This window comes from Pseudomonas koreensis, from assembly GCF_025447595.1.
GTDB classification, from domain to species: Bacteria; Pseudomonadota; Gammaproteobacteria; order Pseudomonadales; family Pseudomonadaceae; genus Aquipseudomonas; species Aquipseudomonas koreensis_H.
Map to the genome: position 1 here is coordinate 51,120 of NZ_JAOEJU010000021.1, position 23,457 is coordinate 74,576.

General features: G+C 62.3%; 24 protein-coding genes. 10 read left to right on the top strand and 14 right to left on the bottom strand.

Going from position 1 to position 23,457, the window contains the following annotated elements; genetic code table 11:
• Positions 1 to 10 precede the first annotated feature (10 nt).
• Positions 11 to 781: a substrate-binding domain-containing protein gene (locus N8H71_RS22160; protein WP_262195680.1), complete on the top strand. Its 771-nt coding sequence runs from the start codon at positions 11 to 13 to the stop codon at positions 779 to 781.
• Here N8H71_RS22160 and N8H71_RS22165 read toward each other — a convergent pair.
• Entirely contained in the window at positions 771 to 1,685 is a 915-nt protein-coding gene (locus N8H71_RS22165; protein WP_262195681.1) for a LysR family transcriptional regulator, read from the bottom strand. The two genes, N8H71_RS22160 and N8H71_RS22165, sit on opposite strands and share 11 nt — an antisense overlap.
• A 303-nt stretch (positions 1,686 to 1,988) precedes the next feature.
• Here N8H71_RS22165 and N8H71_RS22170 point away from each other — a divergent pair, with 303 nt between their 5' ends.
• Entirely contained in the window at positions 1,989 to 3,797 is a 1,809-nt protein-coding gene (locus tag N8H71_RS22170; RefSeq protein ID WP_007952948.1) for a monovalent cation:proton antiporter-2 (CPA2) family protein, read from the top strand.
• A gap of 132 nt (positions 3,798 to 3,929) precedes the next feature.
• Here N8H71_RS22170 and hcnC read toward each other — a convergent pair whose 3' ends face one another.
• From hcnC to N8H71_RS22195, 5 genes are all read right to left on the bottom strand, one after another.
• Positions 3,930 to 5,189 (bottom strand): cyanide-forming glycine dehydrogenase subunit HcnC, encoded by a 1,260-nt coding sequence (gene hcnC / locus N8H71_RS22175; RefSeq protein WP_262195682.1) that lies wholly within the window; start codon positions 5,187 to 5,189, stop codon positions 3,930 to 3,932.
• Positions 5,182 to 6,591, bottom strand: a complete 1,410-nt coding sequence (hcnB, locus tag N8H71_RS22180) for a cyanide-forming glycine dehydrogenase subunit HcnB (protein ID WP_262195683.1) — start codon at positions 6,589 to 6,591, stop codon at positions 5,182 to 5,184. Before hcnB ends, hcnC begins: the two co-directional genes overlap by 8 nt.
• Positions 6,588 to 6,902 (bottom strand): cyanide-forming glycine dehydrogenase subunit HcnA, encoded by a 315-nt coding sequence (gene hcnA / locus N8H71_RS22185; RefSeq protein WP_262195684.1) that lies wholly within the window; start codon positions 6,900 to 6,902, stop codon positions 6,588 to 6,590. Before hcnA ends, hcnB begins: the two co-directional genes overlap by 4 nt.
• 406 nt (positions 6,903 to 7,308) lie before the next feature.
• Positions 7,309 to 8,247: a hypothetical protein gene (locus tag N8H71_RS22190; protein ID WP_262195685.1), complete on the bottom strand. Its 939-nt coding sequence runs from the start codon at positions 8,245 to 8,247 to the stop codon at positions 7,309 to 7,311.
• Positions 8,248 to 8,440: 193 nt separating this feature from the next.
• Positions 8,441 to 8,749: a hypothetical protein gene (locus tag N8H71_RS22195; RefSeq protein ID WP_431768320.1), complete on the bottom strand. Its 309-nt coding sequence runs from the start codon at positions 8,747 to 8,749 to the stop codon at positions 8,441 to 8,443.
• Positions 8,750 to 8,939: 190 nt separating this feature from the next.
• On the opposite strand from N8H71_RS22195, the gene N8H71_RS22200 reads away from it, so the two are divergent.
• A complete protein-coding gene (locus N8H71_RS22200; RefSeq protein WP_262195687.1) occupies positions 8,940 to 9,623 on the top strand; it encodes a response regulator transcription factor in 684 nt (227 codons plus the stop codon).
• Positions 9,601 to 10,995 carry a sensor histidine kinase gene (locus tag N8H71_RS22205; RefSeq protein ID WP_262195688.1) on the top strand — a complete coding sequence of 465 codons (1,395 nt, stop codon included), beginning with the start codon at positions 9,601 to 9,603 and terminating at the stop codon, positions 10,993 to 10,995. The genes N8H71_RS22200 and N8H71_RS22205 overlap by 23 nt, the downstream gene beginning before the upstream one ends.
• A 124-nt stretch (positions 10,996 to 11,119) precedes the next feature.
• Here N8H71_RS22205 and N8H71_RS22210 read toward each other — a convergent pair whose 3' ends face one another.
• From N8H71_RS22210 to N8H71_RS22220, 3 genes are read right to left on the bottom strand one after another with little or no spacing between them, the layout of a single operon-like run.
• The gene (locus N8H71_RS22210; protein WP_262195689.1) at positions 11,120 to 11,530 is read right to left on the bottom strand and encodes an SRPBCC family protein; all 411 of its coding nucleotides are present in this window, start codon (positions 11,528 to 11,530) and stop codon (positions 11,120 to 11,122) included.
• 25 nt (positions 11,531 to 11,555) lie between these two features.
• A complete protein-coding gene (locus N8H71_RS22215) occupies positions 11,556 to 12,353 on the bottom strand; it encodes an SDR family NAD(P)-dependent oxidoreductase (protein ID WP_262195690.1) in 798 nt (265 codons plus the stop codon).
• The gene (locus N8H71_RS22220) at positions 12,350 to 13,372 is read right to left on the bottom strand and encodes an aldo/keto reductase (protein WP_262195691.1); all 1,023 of its coding nucleotides are present in this window, start codon (positions 13,370 to 13,372) and stop codon (positions 12,350 to 12,352) included. The genes N8H71_RS22215 and N8H71_RS22220 overlap by 4 nt, the downstream gene beginning before the upstream one ends.
• Positions 13,373 to 13,678: 306 nt before the next feature.
• Here N8H71_RS22220 and N8H71_RS22225 point away from each other — a divergent pair, with 306 nt between their 5' ends.
• Positions 13,679 to 14,683: a GlxA family transcriptional regulator gene (locus tag N8H71_RS22225; protein ID WP_262195692.1), complete on the top strand. Its 1,005-nt coding sequence runs from the start codon at positions 13,679 to 13,681 to the stop codon at positions 14,681 to 14,683.
• Between the two features lie 6 nt (positions 14,684 to 14,689).
• On the opposite strand, the gene N8H71_RS22230 is transcribed toward N8H71_RS22225, so the two are convergent.
• Entirely contained in the window at positions 14,690 to 15,607 is a 918-nt protein-coding gene (locus N8H71_RS22230; RefSeq protein WP_262195693.1) for a pyridoxal-phosphate dependent enzyme, read from the bottom strand.
• 132 nt (positions 15,608 to 15,739) lie between these two features.
• Here N8H71_RS22230 and N8H71_RS22235 point away from each other — a divergent pair, with 132 nt between their 5' ends.
• Positions 15,740 to 16,399: a methyltransferase family protein gene (locus N8H71_RS22235; RefSeq protein ID WP_085654273.1), complete on the top strand. Its 660-nt coding sequence runs from the start codon at positions 15,740 to 15,742 to the stop codon at positions 16,397 to 16,399.
• A 110-nt stretch (positions 16,400 to 16,509) separates the two neighbouring features.
• Here N8H71_RS22235 and N8H71_RS22240 read toward each other — a convergent pair whose 3' ends face one another.
• Positions 16,510 to 17,181: an HAD family hydrolase gene (locus N8H71_RS22240; protein ID WP_262195694.1), complete on the bottom strand. Its 672-nt coding sequence runs from the start codon at positions 17,179 to 17,181 to the stop codon at positions 16,510 to 16,512.
• 63 nt (positions 17,182 to 17,244) lie between these two features.
• Positions 17,245 to 17,658 (bottom strand): response regulator, encoded by a 414-nt coding sequence (locus tag N8H71_RS22245; RefSeq protein WP_262195695.1) that lies wholly within the window; start codon positions 17,656 to 17,658, stop codon positions 17,245 to 17,247.
• 188 nt (positions 17,659 to 17,846) lie between these two features.
• Between N8H71_RS22245 and N8H71_RS22250 the strand changes: the two genes are divergently transcribed.
• Entirely contained in the window at positions 17,847 to 18,788 is a 942-nt protein-coding gene (locus N8H71_RS22250) for a class I SAM-dependent methyltransferase (RefSeq protein WP_262195696.1), read from the top strand.
• Positions 18,789 to 18,794: 6 nt separating this feature from the next.
• Here N8H71_RS22250 and N8H71_RS22255 read toward each other — a convergent pair whose 3' ends face one another.
• Positions 18,795 to 19,568 carry a helix-turn-helix transcriptional regulator gene (locus tag N8H71_RS22255; protein ID WP_262195697.1) on the bottom strand — a complete coding sequence of 258 codons (774 nt, stop codon included), beginning with the start codon at positions 19,566 to 19,568 and terminating at the stop codon, positions 18,795 to 18,797.
• A gap of 111 nt (positions 19,569 to 19,679) precedes the next feature.
• On the opposite strand from N8H71_RS22255, the gene N8H71_RS22260 reads away from it, so the two are divergent.
• Together N8H71_RS22260 and N8H71_RS22265 are read left to right on the top strand one after the other, a co-directional pair.
• Complete coding sequence (locus N8H71_RS22260; RefSeq protein ID WP_262195698.1) at positions 19,680 to 20,783, top strand: extracellular solute-binding protein; 1,104 nt, start codon at positions 19,680 to 19,682, stop codon at positions 20,781 to 20,783.
• 39 nt (positions 20,784 to 20,822) lie between these two features.
• On the top strand, positions 20,823 to 21,941 hold the full coding sequence (locus N8H71_RS22265; protein WP_262195699.1) for a P1 family peptidase: 1,119 nt from the start codon (positions 20,823 to 20,825) through the stop codon (positions 21,939 to 21,941).
• 109 nt (positions 21,942 to 22,050) lie between these two features.
• Here the strand turns inward: N8H71_RS22265 and N8H71_RS22270 are convergent, their stop codons facing one another.
• Positions 22,051 to 22,635, bottom strand: a complete 585-nt coding sequence (locus N8H71_RS22270; protein WP_262195700.1) for an NAD(P)H-dependent oxidoreductase — start codon at positions 22,633 to 22,635, stop codon at positions 22,051 to 22,053.
• A gap of 99 nt (positions 22,636 to 22,734) precedes the next feature.
• Between N8H71_RS22270 and N8H71_RS22275 the strand changes: the two genes are divergently transcribed.
• Complete coding sequence (locus tag N8H71_RS22275; protein WP_262195701.1) at positions 22,735 to 23,367, top strand: TetR/AcrR family transcriptional regulator; 633 nt, start codon at positions 22,735 to 22,737, stop codon at positions 23,365 to 23,367.
• Positions 23,368 to 23,457: the final 90 nt, after the last annotated feature.

A 23,457-nucleotide genomic window follows, 5' to 3' on the forward strand; every position in this document is an offset into this window, starting at 1 on the left:
GGAGAGCACCATGAAAAAACTGATGACCGTTACCGCCCTGCTCGCCGGCCTTGCGCTCAACGTTGCGGCCCACGCCGAAGAGCTGCGGGTGATGACCTCCGGCGGCTTCACTGCCGCCTACAAAATCCTCGGGCCGAAATTCGCTGCGAACAGCGGCAACACCCTCGACACCATCCTCGGCCCGTCGATGGGCAAGGCACCGGAAGCGATCCCCAATCGCCTGGCGCGGGGCGAACAGGCTGACGTGGTGATCATGGTCGGCTACGCCCTTGATGACTTGATCAAACAAGGCAAGGTCGACCCGGCCTCGCGTGTGGAACTGGCAGATTCGCGGATCGGCCTGGTGGTGCGCGAAGGCGCGCCGAAACCGGACATCAGCAACGTCGACGCTCTAAAGAAAACCCTGCTCGACGCCCAGTCGGTGGCCTACTCCGACAGCGCCAGCGGCGTGTACATCGAGCAGCAACTGTTCAAGAAACTCGGCATCGAAGATCAGCTGAAACCCAAGGCGAAGATGATCCCGAAAATCCCGGTGGGCTCGGTGGTCGCCACCGGCGACTATCAACTGGGCTTCCAGCAGGTCAGCGAGTTGCTGCCGGTGCCGGGCGTGAGTTTTGTGGCGAAGATTCCGGAATCGGTGCAGTCGGTGACGCGATTTGCAGCGGGGATTCCGGTGGGTGCGCAGAATCCGCAGGAAGCAAAAGCGTTGCTCGCCTACCTCGCGGCACCTGCCGCCCAGGCTGACGTGCAGGCCACCGGGCTCGATTCGGTCAAGCGCTGACCGTCGGCGGCTGGACTTTCATTTCCACCACCAGCCGCTCCAGTTCCAGTGCCGCCGGGGTCAGCGTACGACCCCGGCGTTTGATGATGCCGACGCTGCGCATCACTTGCGGGTCAGTCAGCGGCACCCGCGTCAGGATCGGATGATCCGCCGCCGGCATCGCCATCAACGGCACCGCCGCCACGCCCAACCCCGCTTCCACCAGACCGATCATGGTCGTCACATGCCGCGTCTCGCAGATGCTCGGGCGTTGCGGCACCACTTTGGCCAGGGCCTGATCCAGCAGAAAACGGTTGCCCGAAGTCTTGTCGAGCGAGATGTAATCCTGCCGGTAGAATTCATCCCAGGTCACGCTGCTGCGCCCGGCCAGCGGATGATCGCGGCGACAGGCGACCACGTAGCTTTCCTGCACCAGCGGCTCGAAATCCACGCCCACCTCCTGGGTGCCCATGAAACTCAGACCGAAATCCGCCTCGCCGTTGACCACCGCGCTCAGCACGTCGTGGGCACTGGAATCGAGGACTTTGACTTTGATTCGCGGGAACTGCCGGTGATAGCGGGCGACCACGCTCGGCATGAAGTAATACGCCGCCGACGGCACGCAGGCCACCGTGACATGCCCGAGCCGGTTCGAGGCGACTTCGCTGATGCCCAGCAACGCCACGTCCAGATCGTCGAGCAAACGCTCGACGCTGGGCATGAAACCGCGTCCGGCCTGGGTCAGGCTGACCTTGCGCGTGGTGCGTTCGAACAGCTTCACGCCGAGGGCGTCTTCGAGCTTCTCGATGCGCCGGCTCAGGGCCGGTTGCGACAGGCGCACGGTGTCGGCGGCCTTGCGGAAACTGCCCTGTTCGACCACGGCGCGAAAGGCTTGCAGGTCGTTGAGGTCGAAGTTGATGGCCATGGAAGACTCGGGGGGATTGATTCGCTGAGGCTATAAATGTAACCAATTGATGCAAATTATTACAGAAGCACATCTGCTCAAGCATGGGCTGCCCTAGAGTGTTCACATAGCCTGAGACCGTCCGAGCCCCTTGTGGGAGCGAGCTTGCTCGCGAAAGCGGTGTGTCATTCAGCAAACAGGCGTCTGACACGCCCTTTTCGCGAGCAAGCTCGCTCCCACAGTTGGATCGTCAGTGGATCTTGAATCGTTGCAACCTTTATCCTTGTCGCCCCCCCGCCGTACCGCGTTACTGGAGTTCCGCTCATGCCCCATGAAGGCAATCTGTTGCAAGCCGCTGTCGTCTTTCTTCTGGCCGCCGTGCTCACCGTTCCCCTGGCCAAGCGCCTGCAACTGGGCGCAGTGCTCGGTTATCTGTTTGCCGGGGTGATCATCGGCCCGTCGGTACTGGGTCTGATCGGCAATCCGCAAAGTGTCAGCCATATCTCGGAACTGGGCGTGGTGCTGCTGTTGTTCATCATCGGCCTTGAGCTGTCGCCGCGACGTTTGTGGGTGATGCGCAAATCGGTGTTCGGCGTCGGTCTGGCGCAGGTGCTGCTGACCGGTTCAGTGATCGGTGTGCTGGCGTTGTCGGTGTTCGGCCAGCCGCTGAACAGCGCGATTGTTTTGGGCCTGGGCCTGGCGCTGTCGTCCACCGCGTTCGGCTTGCAAAGCCTCGCCGAGCGCAAGGAGCTGACCAGCCCTCACGGGCGACTGGCGTTCGCCATTCTGTTGTTCCAGGACATCGCCGCGATCCCGTTGATCGCGCTGGTGCCGATGCTCGCGGGCGTCGATCACCACACCAGCACCGCCGACGACGTGCGCCACAGTTTGCAGGTGCTCGGCGGTATTGCGGTGGTGGTGGTCGGCGGACGTTATCTGTTGCGCCCGGTGTTCCGCGTGGTGGCGAAAACCGGTCTGCCGGAAGTCTCTACCGCCACCGCGTTGCTGGTGGTGATCGGCACGGCGTGGCTGATGGACATGGTCGGTGTGTCGATGGCGCTGGGTGCGTTTCTCGCCGGGCTGCTGCTGGCGGACTCGGAATATCGTCATGAGCTGGAAGCGCAGATCGAGCCGTTCAAGGGCCTGCTGCTGGGGCTGTTTTTCATCAGCGTCGGCATGGGCGCCAATCTAAGCCTGCTGCTCAGCGCACCGATCACGGTGCTGGGGCTGACGCTGCTGCTGATCGCCTTGAAGTTGCCGTTGCTGTTTGTGGTCGGGCGTCTGGCCGGTGGATTGAACAAGGTCAGTGCGATTCGCCTCGGCATCGTGCTGGCGGCGGGCGGTGAATTCGCGTTTGTGGTGTTCAAGATCGGTCGCGATCAGGGCCTGTTCGAACCGCGTCTGTATGACCTGCTGGTGCTGACCATCACCCTGTCGATGGCGGTCACGCCGCTGTTGCTGTTGATCTGCGCACGGCTGGTCAGCCCGAAGGTGCAGCCGGTGGAAGTACCGGAGAAATTCCGTCAGATCGAAACCGAAACCCCACGGGTGGTGATCGCCGGCATGGGCCGGATGGGCCAGATCGTGGCGCGGATCCTGCGGGCGCAGAACATCAAGTTCGTGGCGCTGGATACTTCGGTGGAAACCATCGAACTGTCGCGCAGTTTTGGTGGTGTGCCGGTGTTCTACGGTGACCCGATGCGGCCGGAAATCCTCAGCGCGGCCAAGGTCGGGGAAGCGGAATATTTCGTGATCGCCACGGACGATCCGGAGACCAACATCAAGACCGCCGAGATCGTGCGCAAGCTCTACCCGCACATGAAGATCATTGCCCGGGCGCGTAACCGGCAGCACGTTCACCGCTTGGTGGATGTGGGGGCCGATCCGATCCGGGAGACCTATTATTCAAGTCTGGAAATGAGCCGCCGCACCCTGGTTGGCCTCGGTTTGACCCAGGCCCAGGCCGATGCGCGGATCAAGCGCTTCAAGCACCATGACGAACAGGTGCTCGAGGCTCAACACGCGGTGTATGACGACGCGGCCAAAGTGCTGCAGACCGCTCAGGAAGCGCGGGCGGAACTGGCCCGGTTGTTCGAGTCGGATCAACTGGAAGAACAATCGGGCAAGTCCTGAGGTTTGCAGAGTTCCAAATGTGGGAGCGAGCTTGCTCCGGGCGGCGATCCGACGATTGCGGAATGTCAGTCGAATTTTCTGTTCCTGATACTCCGCTATCGCGAGCAAGCTCGCTCCCACAGGGAACTGTGGTCAGGCCATCTCTAGTTCGAGTTTCGTCTCAACGGGCGCCACTGCAAACCGGTCCGCCAGAAACGGCGTGATGTCCAGCGGCAGTGGTTCATCGTTGACCAGTTTGTCCAGCAACACCCCGGTAATCGCCGACGTCAGCACGCCGGTGCGGAAATGCCCGCAGGCGTTGAGATACCCCTCCACCCCGGCCATCGGCCCGAGAATCGGCAACTCATCCGGCGAGCCCGGCCGCAGCCCGGCCCAGGTGCGTTTGAGGTTGATGTCCGCCAGTTCCGGCAGGCAGCGCACCGCGCCCTGCACCAGCCCGGCGATTTCCGGCCAGGTGGTGGTGACGTCGAAGCCCTTGTCCTCGGTGGTGCTGCCGATCAGGATTTCGCCGTTGTCCTTCTGCGCCATGTAGCAATCGCTGGTGGTCAGGCAACCGTTGAGGATTTTCGGCAGGCGCTCGGTGAGCAGGATCTGGCCTTTCACCGGTTTCACCGGAATCCGGATGCCAGTGGCCCACTCGCTCAAATCCGCCGCCCAGGCGCCAGCGGCGTTGATCAGGGTCTTGCAGTGAAACACCCCGGCTTCGGTCGTTTGCACGCCGGTCACCCGCGAGCCGTGATGCAGCACGCCGGTGATGTTGGTGTTGACGTACATGTCCACGCCATTTTGCCGGGCGCCTTCGGCGTAGGCGTCTGCGAGGCGAAACGGGCTGACCTGATGATCGCAGAGAAACTCCAGCGCCCCGCGCGCTTCATGGCTGACGCTCGGCTCGGACTCGCGCAATGCCGCCTGATCGAGCCAGCGCACCTGATCGGCCAGGTGCGGAATGCAGCCGACGATGTGCTCGGCGTACAGCCGGTCTTCATCGTCATAAATCACGAACTTGAGCCCGGTCTTTTCGAACTTGAAATCCATCCCGTGATTGTCGCGCAGCTCGCGGTGCAGCGCCGGGTACAGCGCGTTGGACTGCAAGGCAAAATCGAAGAACGATGGCGGCAGGATGTGCGGCGTGCTGGAGTCCACCGCCACCGCCGCGCCCTGGGTTTCGCGCTTGCGATTGGCCGACATCATGCGGAAGAAAATCACCCCGCAGCCCAGCCCCACCGACTCACCAATCGCCCACAAGCCACCGGCCGAGGCGCGGGTCGCGTTGCCCGGGCGCTTGGCGTCGATCAGCGCAACCTTGAGGCCTTTGCGCTTGGACAATTGATAGGCGATGGACGCGCCGATCACACCGCCGCCGGCGATGACCACGTCATAGAACTTACTCATGGGAAACGGCCTCCGTGCCGAGGGACTGGAACGCGGAAAAAGGAATCGGATCAATCGGGAAACGCGGCCGCAGCCAGCCGACATCCTTGCGCCCGGTAGCCTGTCGCAAACGGTCGCTGCAATAGCCGACGCACATCCGCCCCTGGCAGTCGCCCATGCTCACGCGGGTGCGCATTTTAAGGCTGGCGATGTCTTGCACGCCCTGCTCCAGCGCGCGATCGATGTCGGCGCGGGTCGCGTGTTCGCAGCGGCAGATCACCGTGTCGGCGGACGGCAATGCGGTCTGCCCGACACCGCGTTCGGTGTAGCGATCCACCGCCGCGCGGAAACGCACGATGGCTTTGAGTTTGCCCAGGTAGCGATCACGACGAACTCGCGCCAATTCCTCTTCGAGCACACCGCGTTGCAGCAGGATCGAGGTCGCCGCGATCTTGCCGGCCAGCATCGCCGCTTCGCCGCCACGAATCCCGCCCATGTCACCGGCCAGATGCACGTGCGGTTCGCTGCTTTGCTGCCAGACGTTGGCGTTGGCGCGCAGGTAGCCGTCGTCGCTGAAGCCGTGATCCAGGCCCATTTGCTGACTCAGTTGCGTGCGCGGAATGAAGCCGTAACCGACTGCCAGCGTCTTCGCCTCGAAGCGTTCAACGCGGCTCATGTCCGGCTCCCACGTCGCCGAGTACGGCGCCACGCTGACGCTTTTCAGTTCGCCTTCGCCGTGCGCCTCGACCACGCCCCAGCCGTAGTTCATCGGGATGCCGTGCAATTTCAGATTGGCGAGCATGCTCAAGCCATCGAGAAACAGCTGCGGCTTGTTCAGCAGCGCCAGACTTTCCTTGGCGATTTTGCCGAACGCGCAGGCCTCGTAGACCCCGGCCACGCTCACGCCCGACGCGTGCAGCTGGGTTGCCACCAGCGGCAACAGCGGCCCGGTGCCAGCAATCACCACCGGCCCCTGCGGTTTGACCACGCCGCTTTTGATCTGCAATTGCAGACCGCCGAGCATGATCACGCCGGGCAAGGTCCAGCCGGGAAACGGCACGCTGCGTTCGTGGCAACCGGCGGCCAGCAGGAGCTGCGGGTACTCGATTTCGTGCAGACGCTCGTCGCCGTCCAGCACCACCAGCGAGCGCGTGCCTTCGGCGCCGACCACGCGGTGGTTGAGGCGCACGTCGATCAGCCCGGACTGCTCCTGAAAATCACCGTGCAGTTTGCCCAGCGCCTCGGAATAGCGCGGCCCCAAGTAATCCAGCTGCACACCGTCGCGCAGCGGCCCGCGGTAGACCACGCCGCCAAGGCGCGAAGCTTCTTCAAGCAAGGTGCAACGCACCCCGTGCAGGGCCAGTTCGATGGCCGCGGCCATTCCCGCCGGGCCACCGCCGACGATCACCGGATGCAGGCTCATACCACCTCCTGCCCATGAATACGGTTGGCCTGGGTTTCGATCAGCATGCCCTCGCGCACCACGGTCTGGCAGGCGCGGCGTTTGTGCCGGCCGTTGATTTTCACCAGGCAGCACTGGCACACGCCCATGCCGCAATAGGCACCGCTGACCTGGTTGTGGTCGTTGCGCGCGACCTGGCGCACCCCGAGGGATTGAATGACGCTGAGCACGGTTTCGCCGATGGCGGCGGTGACCGGCTGGCCGTTGATGTGGACAGTCATATCCGCCTGCGCCAAAGGCTGGATATCGAAGGTTCTTTCTAGGCAGTGCATTGCAATGATCATCCGTGAAAAGTTCAGGTGAGGTTGAAACAGCTCCTTGCTGCACTACACCTCGCCGGCTCGTGGGGTTTATCGCTCTCTATCGGGCCGGCAGGTTGGTTCCGCTCGCGCAGCAAAGTGCGCGCAAGCAATGTAGTCGATCCAGCGGCAAGGGCCTGGAAATTTCACGGTAGGGGATATTGCGCCGACGAATATTGATCCAGGCCATGGAAATGACTGTACGGTTCTGCACCTTCGACGCTGCGCAAACAGCAAAAAGCCGCTTCAACCCGAAGGTGGAAGCGGCCAAGGCATGAGCCTCAAGGAATCAGTGCACGAACAGGGCGATCAGGATGATGATCGGGATTGGAACGCCGAGGAAAAACAGCAGTAGTGAGCGCATGGTGGTTCTCCTTGATTAACGGACTGGCGGCAGCGTGGTCGTGGTGTAGGTTTCGACTTCGACGTACTCGACCGCATCCCGGCGGCGACCGCCGAAGGTGGCCGAGAGACTGGCGAAGAACGCACCGGCCAGCAGCGCGATGAACATCCACAGCGAGGTCCAGGCAGCGACTTTGGCGGCGGTGTCGGCGGTTTGTTGCGCTTTCACTTTGGCGTCGGCGATTGCCTTTTGTGTACGGGCGTAGATTTCATCGACCCGACGTTCGGCGTCGGCCTGGGTCAGGTTGGTACGCTGGGCGACCAGTTGGGCGAGGTAGGTACGGTCTTCTGCGCTGAGCTGACCGTTGGCCAGGCTTTGGGCGAAGATTCGGGTCACGGTGCCACGGGCGGCGTCATCGCTGACGGCAGCAGGACGATCGTCGCGGAACAGGCTGTCGACGAAGTAGCCGTACTGATCACTGTCAGTGTTGGCCGCTGCGGTGCCGGCTGCTTGTGTCATGGCACTGGCCGCACCACCGGCAACACTCGCACCGGCCTGCACACCACCGCTGACAATGCTGCTGACCGAGCCGACCACCAGCGTCGCGGTGACCAGTGTCGCCACACACCAAGCGAGGAAGCCATGGGCTGTGTCGCGGAAGTACACCTCATCACCGTGCATGTTGGCCCATTTCACCCGCAGGCGACCGGCGATGTAGCCACCCAGTCCCGATGCGATGATTTGTGTGGCGGCCAGCCAGATGATCGTTGAAATGCCCAGGCTCTTGGCGCTGACGCCCTCCCCGGCCCACGGTGAAACAGCGGAGAAGCCCAGACCGAAACCGAGCAGGACCAGAATCAACGACAGCGCCGCAGCTGCTGCGGCCCCAGCGAAGATCGCGCCCCAGGACACCCCTGAGACGTTGCTCGACTCGCCTTCGAAGGCAGGATAAAACCCATCTGAGGATCTATTCATTGTTGTTCTGCTCCCGGCATGAAAAATGGTGTTACAACTCGTCATCAGAGGAATTGCAGTGACCGTGCCAGTCGCCAACATTAAATAAATCGTTTGGATTCAATCAGTTAAAAAGTCTGAACTTCCCAGATCCATGCAAATTGCAACAACAGGTCGATAACAGCGGGTTTTATGCATTGGCACAAAAGCCCGGTCATTTGCGTTTGTAGCTTTTCTTGCCACTCGGAGTCAGGCAATACACGCCGCCGCGCGGCCCGGTGCAGAACGAACCGGTGCCACAATCACAGCCGTCATTGCTTTGCAGAAATTGTTGCGGTCGCGCCTGTTCGCGGCTGCCGAACATGGCGGCACAGCTCTTCTTCGAGCCGCTGATGGAGCCGTCATTGCACAGGAACAGATCGCCGTCGCAGCGAGCGATGCCGCCCTTCTTCCCGGAACACGGGGTGTTGGCGGCCAGTGCCGAAGCGCTCAGCAGCGCCAGCAATATCCCGGCCATCGGCATCCAGCCACCACGAATCAATCGGCTCACGGCATCACTCCTTGAAAAACGTGGCCAGATGATATCAACGTTTCACAAAATAATTCGGCGACTGCGACCAATGACGGCTAAAACATGAAAGTTAATTTAAAGCGTCACCGCAAAATCTTGGCAAAATGCTGCCATTCCGTTTCAACCGATCAGCAGGCCCACCATGACTCGCATCCTGACCATCGAAGACGACGCCGTGACTGCCCGTGAAATCGTCGCCGAACTGAGCAGCCACGGCCTCGACGTGGATTGGGTCGACAACGGCCGCGAAGGCCTGAACCGCGCCGTCAGCGGCAATTACGACCTGATCACACTCGACCGCATGTTGCCGGAGCTTGATGGCCTGGCCATCGTCACCACCCTGCGCACCATGGGCGTGGCGACGCCGATCCTGATGATCAGCGCCCTCTCCGACGTCGACGAGCGCGTGCGCGGCTTGCGCGCCGGCGGCGATGACTACCTGACCAAACCGTTCGCCACCGACGAAATGGCCGCCCGGGTCGAAGTGTTGCTGCGTCGGCAGAACAGCAACGGCGCCCAGCCGACCACGTTGCAGGTGGCGGATCTGCAACTCGACCTGATCAGCCATGAAGCCCGTCGCGCCGAGCAGGTGCTGACGCTGTTGCCGACCGAATACAAGTTACTGGAATTTCTGATGCGCAACAGCGGCCAGATCCTGTCGCGGATGATGATTTTCGAAGAGGTCTGGGGCTATCACTTCGACCCCGGCACCAACCTGATCGACGTGCACATCGGCCGCCTGCGCAAGAAGATCGACCCGCCGGGCAATGTCCCGCTGATCCGCACGGTGCGAGGCTCGGGTTATGTCATTGCCGAACCCGTCTGACGGTTGGCGTTCTTCCAGCAGTCGACTGCTGGCGCTGTACAGTTCGTTGTTCGTGGCCTGGAGTGCGATCCTCATGGGGGTCATGTACTTCGAGGTGTCCGGCTATCTCGATAATCTGGCCAAGCACTCGCTGATGCAACGTCAGCATCTGTTTTCGCACTTTCGCGGCGATCAGCTGGAAGACGCGCTCGCCGCCAGCATGACCTTCGACATTCGCGGCATTGACGCCTACGGCCTGTTCGACGCCCAGCACCGTTACCTCGGCGGCGCGTTGCAGAAAATCCCCGAAGGCCTGCCGCTGGACGGCAAGATCCACATGCTCAGCGAATGCGCCGACTCCGACGACCCGACCTTGCCCAACGACAGCTGCGACGCGGTAGCCACCCCGACCCGCGACGGCCGCTGGCTGGTGTTGTTGCGCGACAACGGCTCGTTGTTCGCGGTGACCAAGATCATTCTGCATGCCTTGCTCTGGGGCGTTTCGCTGACGATTGTGCCGGGAATCATCGGCTGGCATTTGCTGCGTCGTCGGCCGCTGCGGCGGATCCGGGCGATCCAGGCCAGCGCCCAGTCGATTGTCGCCGGCGACCTGACTCACCGTTTGCCGCTGTCCAATCGCCGCGATGAGCTGGACATGCTCGCCGCCATCGTCAACGCCATGCTTGATCGCATCGAGCGCTTGATGAACGAAGTCAAAGGCGTGTGCGACAACATCGCCCATGACCTGCGCACACCGCTGACCCGTTTGCGCGCGCAGCTGTATCGCATGCAGCAACAGGCCGGCGAAGGCTCGCCGGAAGCGGCGCAACTGGATCTGGTGCTGGCCGAGGCCGATACGTTGATGGCGCGGTTTCGCGGGTTGCTGAGGATTTCCGAGCTGGAAGATCGTCAGCGGCGCTCGGGGTTTGTCGAGCTCGATCCGGTGTTGCTGCTGCAGGAACTGCACGAGTTTTATCTGCCGCTGGCCGAGGAAGATGAACTGCGCTTCGAGCTGAAACTGCCGGAAACCCTGCCACTGCTCAATGGTGACCGGGCGCTGTTGTTTGAAGCGCTGGCAAACCTGTTGAGCAATTCGATCAAGTTCACACCCGCCGGGGGGATAGTGATTTTGCGTGGCGTGAATGATGCGGGACACACCCGGATTGAAGTACACGATTCCGGTCCCGGCATTCCGGAGTCCGAACGGGAAGCGGTGTTCCAGCGTTTCTACCGCGCCGAGGGCGGGCAACCGCAGAATGGCTTTGGTCTGGGACTGTCGATCGTCGCGGCGATCGTCAACCTGCATGGGTTCAGTCTTGAGGTGGGGCGCAGCGATCTGGGCGGGGCGAAGCTGGTGCTGGATTGTCGGCAGAGCCTGATTTCACAGTCCTGACCTTCATGTGTTCCCCATGTGGGGGCCAGCCTGCTGGCGATGACGGTGTGTCAGTCAAAAAATAGTTGAATGATGGACCGTCATCGCTAGCAGGCTAGCTCCCACAAGGGGGACTTGCAGAGACTCAGGCGGGGTAGTTGGCGCGCAGCGCTTCGAGGCCGCCCTGATAGATGCCGCTGAACAACGCCACCACTTCCTCATCGCTCACACCCTTGGCCGTGAAGCGTCCCGACCACGTCACCTTCGCGCCCTGCCCCTGGGCTTCCACACGAATTGTCGCCAGATAATCGGTGGCCGGAAACGGTGCCTCCACGATCGAATAGCTGTAGGTTTTGCCCGCGTTATCGAACGTTTCCAGACGCTCGACCACCACTGCGCCGTCAGCGGTTTGCAACGTGCGCACGCGCCCGCCTTCGCTCAGCTCGCTGTTGGGAATGAACGGCAGCCAGTCCGGCAAGGTGTTGAAGCCGCCAATCAATTGCCAGACCTGATCGGCCGAAGCCGGGATGTCGATCGTTGCTGATGCTGTTGCCATAAATAAAAAGTCTCTCTCAATGAATTCAGATAGCCAGGCTGTCGACCACGCCGCCGTCGACCCGCAAGGCGGCACCGGTGGTGGCCGAGGACAGCGGTGAAGCGATGTAGGTGACCAGGTGCGCGACCTCTTCGACATCCGCCACGCGCTGGATGATCGAGCTCGGACGGGCCCGGCGCACAAACGCGTCAGCCTCGTCCCGCAGGCTGCGGCCAGATTCGGCGGCGGCATCCTTGAGCATTTCCTCGACACCGTCGGTGAAGGTCGGCCCCGGCAGGATCGCGTTGACCGTAACCCCTGTGCCCGCCAGGCGTTTGGCCAGGCCATGGGACACCGCGAGGTTGGCGCTTTTGGTCACGCCGTAGTTGATCATGTCGGCCGGGGTCGCCACGCCGGATTCCGAAGACAGGAAGATCACCCGGCCCCAGCCCTGCTCGACCATCGCCGGTACGTAGTGCCGCGACAGGCGCACGCCGGAGATCACGTTGATTTCATAAAAGCGCGTCCACTCATCGTCCGGCGCATCGAAGAAATCCACGGCGTTGTAGATGCCGAGGTTGTTCACCAGGATGTCGGCCTTCGGCTCGGCGGCGAACAGTTTCTGCGCGCCTTCGGCCGTGCCCAGATCCGCCGTCAGTCCGCGCAGTTGCGCGCCCGGCACCTTCTCGCGAATGCTCGCCAGCGCCTGTTCGACCTTGGCCGCGTCGCGACCGATTACCACCACCGTGGCGCCCGCCTCGGCCAGCGACTGGCTGATGCCCAAACCGATGCCCGCCGTGCTGCCGCTGACAATCGCCAGTTTTCCGCTCAGATCGATCTTCATGCTTTCACCTCGTCAATGGGTAATGGTGCACGTTCGGACACCAGTTTCGCTTCACGCATGGCCTGCCAGAAACCGGCCGGAATGACCGCCGACAGCGCCGCTACATCTTCAGCGATGCGCCCCGGTTTGCTCGCGCCGGGAATCACTGCCGCCACGGCCGGATTGGCCAGCGAGAATTGTAGTGCAGCCGCTTTGACATCGACGCCGTGGGCAGCGGCGATGCGTTTGATCTGCTCGACCTTGGCAATGATTTCAGGGCTGGCCTTCTGGTATTCGAAGTGCGCGCCGCCGGCCAGGATCCCCGAGCTGTAGGGGCCGCCGACCACGATTTCAACGTTCTGCGCCAGTGCCGAATCCATCAAACGCTGCAGTGCGCGGTCGTGATCGAGCAAGGTGTAGCGGCCGGCCAACAGGAAGCCGTCAGGCTGCGCCTCGGTCAGGTCCAGCGTCAACTCGCACGGTTCGACCTTGTTCACGCCCAGGCCCCAGCCCTTGATCACGCCTTCTTCACGCAGGCGGGTCAGGACTTTGAAGGCACCGGTGCGGGCCTGATTGAAATACTCGAGCCATTGGTCGCCGTAGAAATCCTGAGCGATGTCGTGCACCCAGACGATGTCGAGGCGATCGGTTTTCAGACGATTGAGGCTGTCTTCGATCGAGCGCAATGTGGCGTCGGCGCTGTAGTCGTTGACGATCTTGTTCGCGCGGCCGTGTTCGAACACCCCGCTTTTCTCGCCCAGATCCCGGGCAGCGGCGTCTTCGACTTCATCGAGAATCACCCGGCCAACCTTGGTGCTGAGCACATAGTCATCGCGCTTGTAGCGGGACAGTGCTTCGCCGAGGCGGATTTCCGAAAGGCCCGAGCCGTAGAACGGCGCGGTGTCGAAGTAGCGCACGCCGGCATCCCACGCCGCATGCACGGTGGCCTGGGCTTCTTCTTCAGGAATGGCGCGGAACATGTTGCCCAGAGGGGCGGTGCCGAAGCCCAGCTGGCCGGGCAGTTTGTCTTTCAAGCTCATGATGCTGTCCTCGTGAGTCGTGGTCGGTCTTGACCTTGAGCACATCCTAGATTTCGCCAGAAAGACCGTCCAAGACATAATGTGCAGAACTTGAGTCGCAAAAGGTCTTACAGGGTATGAGGCTGCAGAGCCATCAACACGGTTCTGGCATCGTTCAACCGCTCGCGGCCGTCCACATCGAGTTGACCTTTCACGCGTGTGAATGACATAAATCCCGGAAATCCTGCCACGCCGGTTTTTCAGGACATTTGCCGTTTATTCTCCGCCGCCCGCCTGGCACTTCAGGCAATCAAACAGGCCATGCTCATGAAAGAATCCTCCAGCCCCGACGTCCAGCCTCGCCCGCGCAGCGTGGTCTTTCTGGCCTACCCCGACATGGGACTGCTTGACTTGACCGGTGCGCAAACGGTGTTCTGGGCCGCGACCAAAGCCATGAGCGAGCGCGGCTTGCCCGGATACGAACGCTACACCGCGAGCCTCGCAGGCGGACTGATCCCGACCGCCGAAGGGCTGTCCGTGGACACAGTTCCCGTTAGCGATTTCGCAGCCATCGACATCGATACGCTGATCGTTCCCGGTTCTCCGAACATCGTGCAGGTGATGGCCGGTTCCGGGCCGATGATTGCCTGGCTGAAACAGGCTTCGGCCGGTGCCCGGCGTACCGCCTCAGTGTGCAGCGGTACGTTTTTGCTGGCTCAGGCCGATCTGCTTGATGGCCGCCGTGCCGCGACTCACTGGGCAATGTGCGACATGCTCAAGAGCGGCTTCCCTTTGATCGAAGTCGACGGCGATGCAATTTTTGTCCAGCACGACGGAGTATGGACCTGCGCCGGCGTCACCGCCGGTATCGACCTCGCACTGGCACTGGTGGAAGCCGATTGCGGACGCGAAGTGGCCCTGCAAGTCGCCCGGGAACTGGTGGTGTACCTCAAGCGTGCCGGCGGCCAGGCCCAGTACAGCCAACTGCTGCAGGCCCAGACCGAGGACAGCGCGGCGTTCGATGAACTGCACCTGTGGATCGCGGAAAATCTGGCCGGCGAACCACTGACCGTGGAAGTCCTGGCCCGCGAAGCGCGGATGAGCCCGCGCAATTTCGCCCGGGTCTACAAACTCAAGACCGGCCGGACGCCAGCCAAAGCCGTGGAATTGTTGCGGGTGGAGACGGCGCGGCGCCTGCTCGAAGATTCCGAACGCAATATCGACCAGATCGCCCTCGCCTGCGGTTTCGGCGTCGAGGACCGGATGCGTTACACCTTCCAGCGCAACCTGGGGATTTCACCACGGGAGTACCGCCAGCGTTTTTCCCGCTGACCGGATTCAAGCACCCAGCCGGGCCCAGCCGGCCACCAGTTGCGCGCTGATACTGACTCCGCCGCAGACGATGATTGCCACGTCGTGGGCTTCGGCCAGTGCCGGATGATCGAGATAAGCGACCGCCAGTGATACACCGCAGGCCGGTTCGACCAGTTGTCGCAGATCATTGGCGAAACGCACCACCCCCATGATCGCGTCATCATCGGACAACACCAGGCACTCATGATCGAATTCGCTGAGGTGCTGCACCGGCCAGCCCGCCACCTGAGCGGCGCCCAGCGACATGGCCACCGTGTCGATCCGGCTCAGGCGCACCGGATGGCCAGCCTGCATGGCGGCCGCGAAAGATGACGCCCCTTGAGTCTCGCAGGTGATCACCCGGCAATCGCGACGGTCATGACGCAGCAGCCCGGTGAGAATTCCCGCCAACAATCCACCGCCGCCGACCGACGTGACCACAGTATCGACTTGCGGGCAGTCCTCGAGAATCTCATCGACCATCGAGCTATGCCCTTCCCACAAGACCAGGTGGTCGAAAGCCGGCACGTATTCAGTGTCCGCTGCACTGGCCAGCTCCCGCGCCCGCTGGTTGGCCTCGTCCCAGACTTTGCCATGGACGATAACCTCCGCGCCGGTGCGGCGAATACGCGCGCGGGTCGCTTCCGGCGTGGTGTTTGGCACCACGATGCAGGCTTGCAGACCCAGTCTGACCGCGGCCACCGCCGTGGCCAACCCGGCATTGCCGCCGGATGGACACACAACCTTGCGTTTGCCCTGCGCTGCCGCCTCACTGCACAAAAGGCCCATGCCGCGCAGCTTGAACGAGCCACTCGGTTGCAGGTTTTCCAGCTTCAGCCAGATGCGCCGGGACGCGGTCGACAGGGTCGGATGGAGTAACAGCGGCGTGCGGATGTGCAGCATGGCGGACTCCCGAAGCGGCGGACCGGATGATCGGAACGTCTCTGCCTGAAGTTTAGTCCACACCCCTGCCGGCGGTTAAACGCCGGGGATCGTGCCGCGATCTACACTGAACGGAACAGCCGTGAGGTGCCTATGAAAATGTCCGCGCAAATGACCGTGGTCGCCGTGCTCGCGACCCTCGCCTATCTGGGTCTGGCGATGTGGGGCATCGGTGGCGTAGCGGTGTTCTTTTCTCACGGCGCGTTGGTCGTGGTGGCCCTGGCCACGCTTGCCATGGTGGTGGCGTCATTGTTCACGGAAGTGAACCTGAGTACCGGCGAACGCGAGGACCGGGCCAATCGCTGGGTGATTCCGGCGTTTGCCGTAATCGGACTGGTCAGTGCTTTTCTGCCGGCCTACTGCGACCGCATCGGTTTCTGGACCATCGGCCGCGAAGGCACCCGTTGGCTGGGCGCGTTGCTGTTTATCGTGGGTGGCGGATTACGTTTGTGGCCGGTATTCGTGCTGGGCCATCGGTTCAGCGGGCTGGTGGCGATTCAACCGGGACATCGGCTTGTGACCGAAGGCATTTACCGGCATCTGCGCAACCCCAGTTATCTGGGGCTGGTGATCAATGCGATCGGCTGGGCGCTGGCGTTCCGCTCGGTCGTCGGCCTGTTGCTGGCGGCGCTGACGCTGATCCCGCTGATCGCCCGCATCCATTCCGAAGAGGCCTTGCTGCGCACGCAGTTCGGCGCCGAATACGACGCCTATTGCGCCCGCAGCTGGCGCTTGGTGCCCGGCGTTTATTAATACATACCTTGTGGGAGCGAGCTTGCTCGCGATAGCGGTGTGTCAGCCAGCGCGTGTATGACGGACAGATTGCAATCGCGAGCAAGCTCGCTCCCACAGGGTCGGTGCTGTTATTTGGAGGGGTTGAGGTGCAACTGGCCGTCGCTGTCGATGCTCAGCGCAATGTCGCGGTAACTGGCGATGGTCGCGTGCGCGGTTTCAAGCGGATGCTGGTGAGTCGTGGTGATGATCATCAACGGTGCGCCGGCGGCTTCAGCGGCCTGAATACCGACGGTGGCGTCTTCGAAGATCAGGCAGTCCGCCGGTTCCAGGCCCAGACGCTTGGCCGCCAGTCGATAACCGGCCGGATCAGGTTTGCCGGCGCTCACGTCTTCGGCAGTGATCATTACCGCAGGCTCAGGAATCCCCGCCGCGGCCATCCGGCGCAACGCCAGGTCCCGTGGCGCCGAGGTCACCATGGCCCAGCGATCCGCCGGCAATGACTTGAGAAACGCCGCCGCACCGGGGATCTCGACGATGCCTTCGACGTCTTCGATTTCTGCCTCGGTGATGAACGCCGCTTGGGCCTCGGCGTCCACGCCCGGCAGGTTCAAACGCGTGATGGTGTCGATGGCGCGCACGCCGTGGATGGTCGGCAGGAACGTTTCGACGTTCACCCCGTGGCGTAAGGCCCAGGCGGACCAGATCCGCTCGGCGGCGGCGATGGAGTTGAGGACGGTGCCGTCCATGTCGAACAGGAACGCGCCGAACGCGCGGTTGAAAACAGCATCGTGAGCAGACAAAAGATCACTTCCTCGCAAGGGGCCGGGCAACGATGCCCGGCAATGTAGCACTTGCGGGATGCTTCAGTGCAGACGCGGCGCCCTGGATTTGAACGCGCTGTCCACACAATCGAGCAACTGGCCGATGGCCCAGGGCTTCTTGATGAACGCCACCGGATGCTTCACGCCCGAGGTTTCCGGTGTTTCATAACCGGACATGACCATCACCGGTTTGTCCGGCCAGCGCTCGCCGACCAGATTGGCCAGATCCGCGCCGTTAAGCGTGCCGGGCATTGTGATGTCGGTGAGCAGCAGCGCGACTTCCGGCGCGTGCGCTTCCAGATATTGCGAAGCCGCATCGGCGCTGGTCTGCGGCTCGACCTTGAAACCTTCCTCCTGAAGAATTTCGCACAGAAATTCCAGAATCAACGGATCGTCCTCGACCACCAGAATCAACCCGCCAGGAAGGTGCGCGCTCGACGTCGAAATTGGACACATGAACTGGCACTCCCTGAATTGCATGAACGATTTAGCGGCTTGATCCCGCTGCTTATCTGGTATGAGCAGCGCCTTGTACAGAAATTCATTTTTGATACAGGTCTTTTCGATAACAGCCGGTTAACGGGCAGTCGCCGACGGGTAATTGCGGTTAAAATGCGCGCCCTTTTGCTGGCCGATCCTGATTGATGAACCCTCAAGCCCTCGCCGTTCTCCATGCCCACCTGCTCACCGCGCTGACTTCGGCACCGGCCGAAACCCGGCGCCTGTTCCATGGGCGCGGGCGTTGCTGGCCGGGGCTGGAGCAAGTCACCGTGGACTGGCTGCAAGGCGTGGTGCTGGTGTCGCTGTTCAAGGAGCCCGAGGCTTCGCAGCTGGAAGACCTCAAGCGGCTGTTGCTGGAGATCACCGGTTCAGAGCCATGGCAGCAATCCGGCGCCCATACCCTGTTGATCCAGCACCGCTACTTGCCGCAGAGCACCGCCGAATGGTTGCTGGGGCAAGAAATCGACGAAATGACCATCGTCGAAGGCGAGCTGAAATATCGGGTGGATCTGGGCCGCAAGCAGAACGCCGGGCTGTTCCTCGACATGCGCTACGGGCGTAACTGGGTGCGCGAACACGCGGCGGGCAAACGGGTGCTGAACCTGTTCGCCTACACCTGCGGATTCTCGGTGGCGGCCATCGAGGGCGGCGCCAGCCATGTGGTCAACCTCGACATGTCCCGCGCCGCGCTGAGCCGGGGCCGCGACAATCACCGGCTGAACGGGCATGACCTGAGCAAGGTGAGTTTCCTCGGCCATGACCTGTTCAAATCCTGGGGCAAGGTGATCAACAGCGGTCCGTACGATCTGGTGATCATCGACCCGCCGTCGTTCCAGAAAGGCAGTTTTCTGCTGACCAAGGATTACCAGCGTGTGCTGCGTCGTCTGCCGGAATTGCTCACGGCGCAGGGCACGGTGCTGGCCTGCATGAACGATCCTTCGTTCGGTTCCGACTTCCTGATCGACGGCGTGACCCAGGAAGCGCCGAGCCTGCGTTTCGAGCAACGGCTTGAAAACCCGCCGGAGTTTCCGGATATCGACCCGGAAAGCGGTCTGAAGGCGCTGCTGTTCAAGCAGATCGGCTGACCACGATCAGCGCGGCCGCAGCACCAGCGCAAACAACTCGCCATGCCCGGTGACATTGAGCTTGTGATAGAGATTGCGCCGGTGCACCTTCGCGGTCTCCGGCGAAATGCTCATGTGCTGGGCGATGGCCTTGCTGGAAAAGCCCTGGAGAATCAGGCGCGCCGTGTCGATCTCGCGCGCAGTCAGCCGGGCGTCGAAACGGTCGAGTAGCGCCGCAATATCACCGACCGGCGCCTCGACTGCTGCGCCTTGCGGCGGCATCAACTGCACATGCCGGCGCATCGCTGACAGCACCCAGTCCCGAACGCAGAGCAGGCGCCCCTGCTCCTGCAAACTGAATGCCGTCGAACGGCCCATCGACAAGCCCAGCACGCCGTCGTCGAGGTTGACCAGAAATTGCAGCTCATCCGCGCCGACCACCGAACGGAAGTAGCTCTGGTAATACTCGCTGTGCAGAAACTGGTCCGGCGCAACGGACGCGAGGCTGTGCAGACCGTCGGCGATCCCGGCGACCGCAGCCTGATAGAACGGATCAAGCAGGTACATGCCGGCACAGTAACCAGCCAGTTCTTCCTGCTCGTCGGCGCGGCCCTGGCTGTCGAAGTCGATCAGCAATTGCGGCGCCCGCCCCGTCTGCATCACCGCCACCAGCGCATTGTCCAGCGGCACCAGCAACCGCAGCGTATCGACCAGCGCGCGCCAGAAACCGTCCTGTCCGACCGTGGCGAAAACCCGCGACAGGCTCTGATGCACCGGCAATTCCTGCAGCAACGCGTCCACGCTCTACCCCTTTTGAGTAACCCATGATGGGAATGGGTACGGCACGGCCCGCCCGATAGGCTGACCACTCCTGTTCATCACCGGCCTGCCACAGGCCAGGAGTGCCGCATCATGCGTTGTCATCGTGGGTATATCAACCTGGGCCTGGCGGGCTTTGTGTCTGTCGCACTGACCGCGCAAGCGGCCGAAACACCGAGCGTGCATGTCTATAACTGGTACGACTACATCGGCCCGAACACCCTGCATGATTTCAAGCGTGACAGCGGTATCGAACCGGTCTACGACACCTTCGACAGCGCCGAAGTGCTGGAAGGCAAACTGATGACCAGCCGCAGCGGCTACGACGTGGTCGTGGCGAGCAACTTCAGCCTGCCGACCCTGATCAAGGCCGGCGCCCTCGCCCCGCTGCCCCGCGATCAACTGCCGGGCTGGAAGAACCTCGACAACGACCTTCTGAACAAATTGGCCAGCAACGACCCCGGCAACCAATACGCCGTGCCGTATCTGTGGGGCACCAACGGCATCGGCTACAACGTCGACAAGGTGCGCGCGGTGCTGGGCGACAAGGCACCGGTGGACTCCTGGGATCTGGTGTTCAAGGAAGAGAACCTCGCCAAACTCGGCGAATGCGGTGTGGCGATGCTCGATTCGCCGTCGGAAATGCTCCCGGTCGCGCTGCACTATCTCGGCCTGCCGCCCAACAGCACTAGGACCGAGGATTATCAGAAAGCCGAAGCGCTGCTGCTGAAACTGCGCCCGCACATCGCCTACTTCAATTCCTCGAAATTCATCAGCGATCTGTCCAACGGCAACATTTGCGTGGCGGTCGGTTGGTCCGGCGCGATGCTCGAAGCCAAGACCAACGCCGAGCAGGCCGACAACGGCGTGAAGATTCAGTACAGCCTGCCCAAGGAAGGTGCGCCGGTGTGGTTCGACACGCTGGTATTGCTCAAGGACGCGCCGCATCCGGCTCAAGGCCTGGCGTTCATCGACTACCTGCTGCGGCCCGAGGTGATTGCGCCGGTCAGCGATCACCTCTCCTACCCCAACGGCAATCGCGCCGCCACGGTGCTGGTTGCCCAGGCCACCCGCGACAACCCGGCGGTGTATCCGTCCGCCACGGCGATGGCCACGTTGTACACCTTGGAGCCCCTGCCCAAGGCCACCGAGCGGGTGCGCACGCGGATGTGGAGCAAGGTCAAGAACGGTCAATAACAGCCCTTCGAATCACTGCCTTCAACAGAGAGAACATTAATGAAACCACGTGCCCGCGATCTCCATATCCGCATCGGCCAATTGCAGCCCGGCCCGCTCAACGCCATCACCGACGTACCCGGCGTGCGGGTCGGCCACAGCAACGTGCGCGGCCGCAGCGTCACCGGTCGAGACATCTGCAGTGGCGTCACCCTGATCGAGCCACGCGCCGGTTCGACCAACGCACAACCGTGTTTCGCCGGCGTTCACGTACTCAACGGCAACGGTGACGCCACAGGACTGGAGTGGATTCGCGAGGCAGGCCTGCTGACCAGCCCGATCGCCTTCACCAACACTCACAGCCTCGGCGTGGTGCGCGACGCCTTGATCGAACTGGATCGCGCGCAGCAACCGGATGACGGCCGTCTCTACTGGAACATGCCGGTAGTGCTGGAAACCTTCGATGGATTGCTCAACGACATCAACGGCTTTCATGTGAAACCCAAACATGTGGCCGAAGCGATGAGCAATGCCGTTGACGGCCCGGTGCAGGAAGGTGCGGTGGGCGGTGGCAGTGGCATGATCTGCCACGAATTCAAGGGCGGGATCGGCACCGCATCGCGCCGTTTGAGCAAGGCTCAGGGCGGCTGGACAGTGGGCGCCATCGTCCAGGCCAACCACGGGATTCGCAGCGAGTTGCGGGTCGACGGCTACCCGGTCGGGCGTTACATGGAACAGGTGGATTCGCCGTTCCTGCGCGCCTCTTTACCGCATCCGGGCATGGGTTCGATCGTGGTGTGCCTGGCCACCGATGTACCGCTGTTGCCGCATCAATGCACGCGACTGGCGCAACGGGCGAGCCTCGGTCTGGCGCGTACCGGCGGCGGCAATGAAGATCACAGCGGCGACATCTTCATCGCCTTCGCCACCGGCAACGGTCATATCCCGCCTGCCGCTTACGAAGGCAAAGGCGCATCGACCTGCGATGGCTTGCGGATGGTCAACAACGATCACATCAGCGAGCTGTTTCTGGCGGCGACGGAGGCGGTGGAAGAAGCGATCATCAACGCCCTGCTGGCGAGCGACAGCACCGAAGGCAACGGGCATTCGGTGCCGGGACTGGACGCTGACACCCTGCTCGCCGCTCTCGAAAAATCCGGCTGGCCGGGTGCACGCTGACACCATAGCCCCGTTGTGGGAGCGAGCCTGCTCGCGATGGCGGTGTGTCATTCAACACATGTCTTGACTGGCAGATCGCAATCGCGAGCAGGCTCGCTCCCACAGGGGGTCAGCGGAACAACCCAAGTCCGAGTTCGCGCGCCGCCTGCAACTGCCTCGCAGGATCGCTCGACTCGGACTCCAGCAACAACGCCGAGCCCGCCACCGTTGCCCCGCAGTAATCGAAAATCCCGTGATCGATCTGCGTCTTCATCGCCGCGCCGTAGCCGTGGCGTTCGTAGGTGCGCGTATCGGCCCCGCCCAGTGCAGCCAGGTGCACGCGCAATCGTCCGAGCTTCTTCAGCGTCTTATCACCGTCGAAATCGTACGCCCAGCCATTGCTGAACACCCGGTCGATCCAGCCTTTGAGCAGCGCCGGCATCGACCACCAGAACACCGGATAGACCAGCACCAGCGCATCGGCGCGGTCGATGCGTGCCTGCTCGGCCAGCACGTCCGCCGGTGGCGCGGATTCGCGGTGATGCACCGCCCAGTCCGCCACACCAAAGCGCGGATTGAATTCTTCGGCGTGCAGGTCGGCGATTTCGAAGGTGTTGGATGGATCGTTCTCCGACAAGCCTTTGGCAATCTGTTGCGCCAACGCGTGGGTCAGCGAACGTGGATCATCGTGATCTACAACAATCAATGCGTGCATGGGAAATCTCCGGTTGGTGATTGCTGACCAAGGGCTTATCCTTTCGATAAGCTACGCTTGGTAAGTTACCTTCAGTAAGTTACGCTTGGTATATAAGCAATGTCAACCACTGAAATCCCAGATCCCGCACAACCCCGTCGACGCCTGTCGCGGGAAGACCGCCAGCGCCAGTTGCTCGACATGGCCTGGCAACTGATTCGCGAAGAAGGCACAGATGCCCTGACCCTCGGCTATCTGGCGGAAAAGGCCGGTGTGACCAAACCGGTGGTCTATGACCACTTCACCACCCGCGCCGGTCTGCTCGCGGCGCTGTACCAGGATTTCGATAAGCGCCAGACGGCACTGATGGACGCGGCGCTGGCCAATGCCGAAGCGTCCTTGAGCGGCACCGCGACGGTGATTGCCACGGCGTATGTCGATTGCGTGCTGACCCAGGGCAACGAGATTCCGGGGGTCATTGCTGCCCTGGCGAGCACCCCGGAACTGGAGAGAATCAAGCGCGAATACGAGGCGATCTTTCTGGAGAAGTGCCGCAGCGTGCTGTCACCTTTCGCGGACGGCGCAGAGATCGGTCAGGCAGGATTACGCGCCATGCTCGGCGCCGCCGAAGCGCTGTCGCAAGCGGCAGCCACTGACGAAATCAGCGCCGAACAGGCCCGTGACGAACTGTTCGCGACCATCACCGCGATGGTCCAAAGAGCCGCTGCCAGCGCCTCAAAGGCAAGTGACTGACGGTACTTGAGAGCGCAGCCGCACCTTCCTACGATGGAACTGCGCAGCCGCTTGGTTCGCCAAACCGCTGCGCAGGTGCGGGTGCCCTGA

Bases quoted from the DNA above. Each gene is read 5' to 3' on its own strand.
- N8H71_RS22160 (WP_262195680.1), top strand. From the start codon at position 11: ATGAAAAAACTGATGACCGTTACCGCCCTGCTCGCCGGCCTTGCGCTC.
- N8H71_RS22165 (WP_262195681.1), bottom strand. From the start codon at position 1,685: ATGGCCATCAACTTCGACCTCAACGACCTGCAAGCCTTTCGCGCCGTG.
- N8H71_RS22170 (WP_007952948.1), top strand. From the start codon at position 1,989: ATGCCCCATGAAGGCAATCTGTTGCAAGCCGCTGTCGTCTTTCTTCTG.
- hcnC (WP_262195682.1), bottom strand. From the start codon at position 5,189: ATGAGTAAGTTCTATGACGTGGTCATCGCCGGCGGCGGTGTGATCGGC.
- hcnB (WP_262195683.1), bottom strand. From the start codon at position 6,591: ATGAGCCTGCATCCGGTGATCGTCGGCGGTGGCCCGGCGGGAATGGCC.
- hcnA (WP_262195684.1), bottom strand. From the start codon at position 6,902: ATGCACTGCCTAGAAAGAACCTTCGATATCCAGCCTTTGGCGCAGGCG.
- N8H71_RS22190 (WP_262195685.1), bottom strand. From the start codon at position 8,247: ATGAATAGATCCTCAGATGGGTTTTATCCTGCCTTCGAAGGCGAGTCG.
- N8H71_RS22195 (WP_431768320.1), bottom strand. From the start codon at position 8,749: ATGCCGATGGCCGGGATATTGCTGGCGCTGCTGAGCGCTTCGGCACTG.
- N8H71_RS22200 (WP_262195687.1), top strand. From the start codon at position 8,940: ATGACTCGCATCCTGACCATCGAAGACGACGCCGTGACTGCCCGTGAA.
- N8H71_RS22205 (WP_262195688.1), top strand. From the start codon at position 9,601: ATGTCATTGCCGAACCCGTCTGACGGTTGGCGTTCTTCCAGCAGTCGA.
- N8H71_RS22210 (WP_262195689.1), bottom strand. From the start codon at position 11,530: ATGGCAACAGCATCAGCAACGATCGACATCCCGGCTTCGGCCGATCAG.
- N8H71_RS22215 (WP_262195690.1), bottom strand. From the start codon at position 12,353: ATGAAGATCGATCTGAGCGGAAAACTGGCGATTGTCAGCGGCAGCACG.
- N8H71_RS22220 (WP_262195691.1), bottom strand. From the start codon at position 13,372: ATGAGCTTGAAAGACAAACTGCCCGGCCAGCTGGGCTTCGGCACCGCC.
- N8H71_RS22225 (WP_262195692.1), top strand. From the start codon at position 13,679: ATGAAAGAATCCTCCAGCCCCGACGTCCAGCCTCGCCCGCGCAGCGTG.
- N8H71_RS22230 (WP_262195693.1), bottom strand. From the start codon at position 15,607: ATGCTGCACATCCGCACGCCGCTGTTACTCCATCCGACCCTGTCGACC.
- N8H71_RS22235 (WP_085654273.1), top strand. From the start codon at position 15,740: ATGAAAATGTCCGCGCAAATGACCGTGGTCGCCGTGCTCGCGACCCTC.
- N8H71_RS22245 (WP_262195695.1), bottom strand. From the start codon at position 17,658: ATGTGTCCAATTTCGACGTCGAGCGCGCACCTTCCTGGCGGGTTGATT.
- N8H71_RS22250 (WP_262195696.1), top strand. From the start codon at position 17,847: ATGAACCCTCAAGCCCTCGCCGTTCTCCATGCCCACCTGCTCACCGCG.
- N8H71_RS22260 (WP_262195698.1), top strand. From the start codon at position 19,680: ATGCGTTGTCATCGTGGGTATATCAACCTGGGCCTGGCGGGCTTTGTG.
- N8H71_RS22265 (WP_262195699.1), top strand. From the start codon at position 20,823: ATGAAACCACGTGCCCGCGATCTCCATATCCGCATCGGCCAATTGCAG.
- N8H71_RS22270 (WP_262195700.1), bottom strand. From the start codon at position 22,635: ATGCACGCATTGATTGTTGTAGATCACGATGATCCACGTTCGCTGACC.
- N8H71_RS22275 (WP_262195701.1), top strand. From the start codon at position 22,735: ATGTCAACCACTGAAATCCCAGATCCCGCACAACCCCGTCGACGCCTG.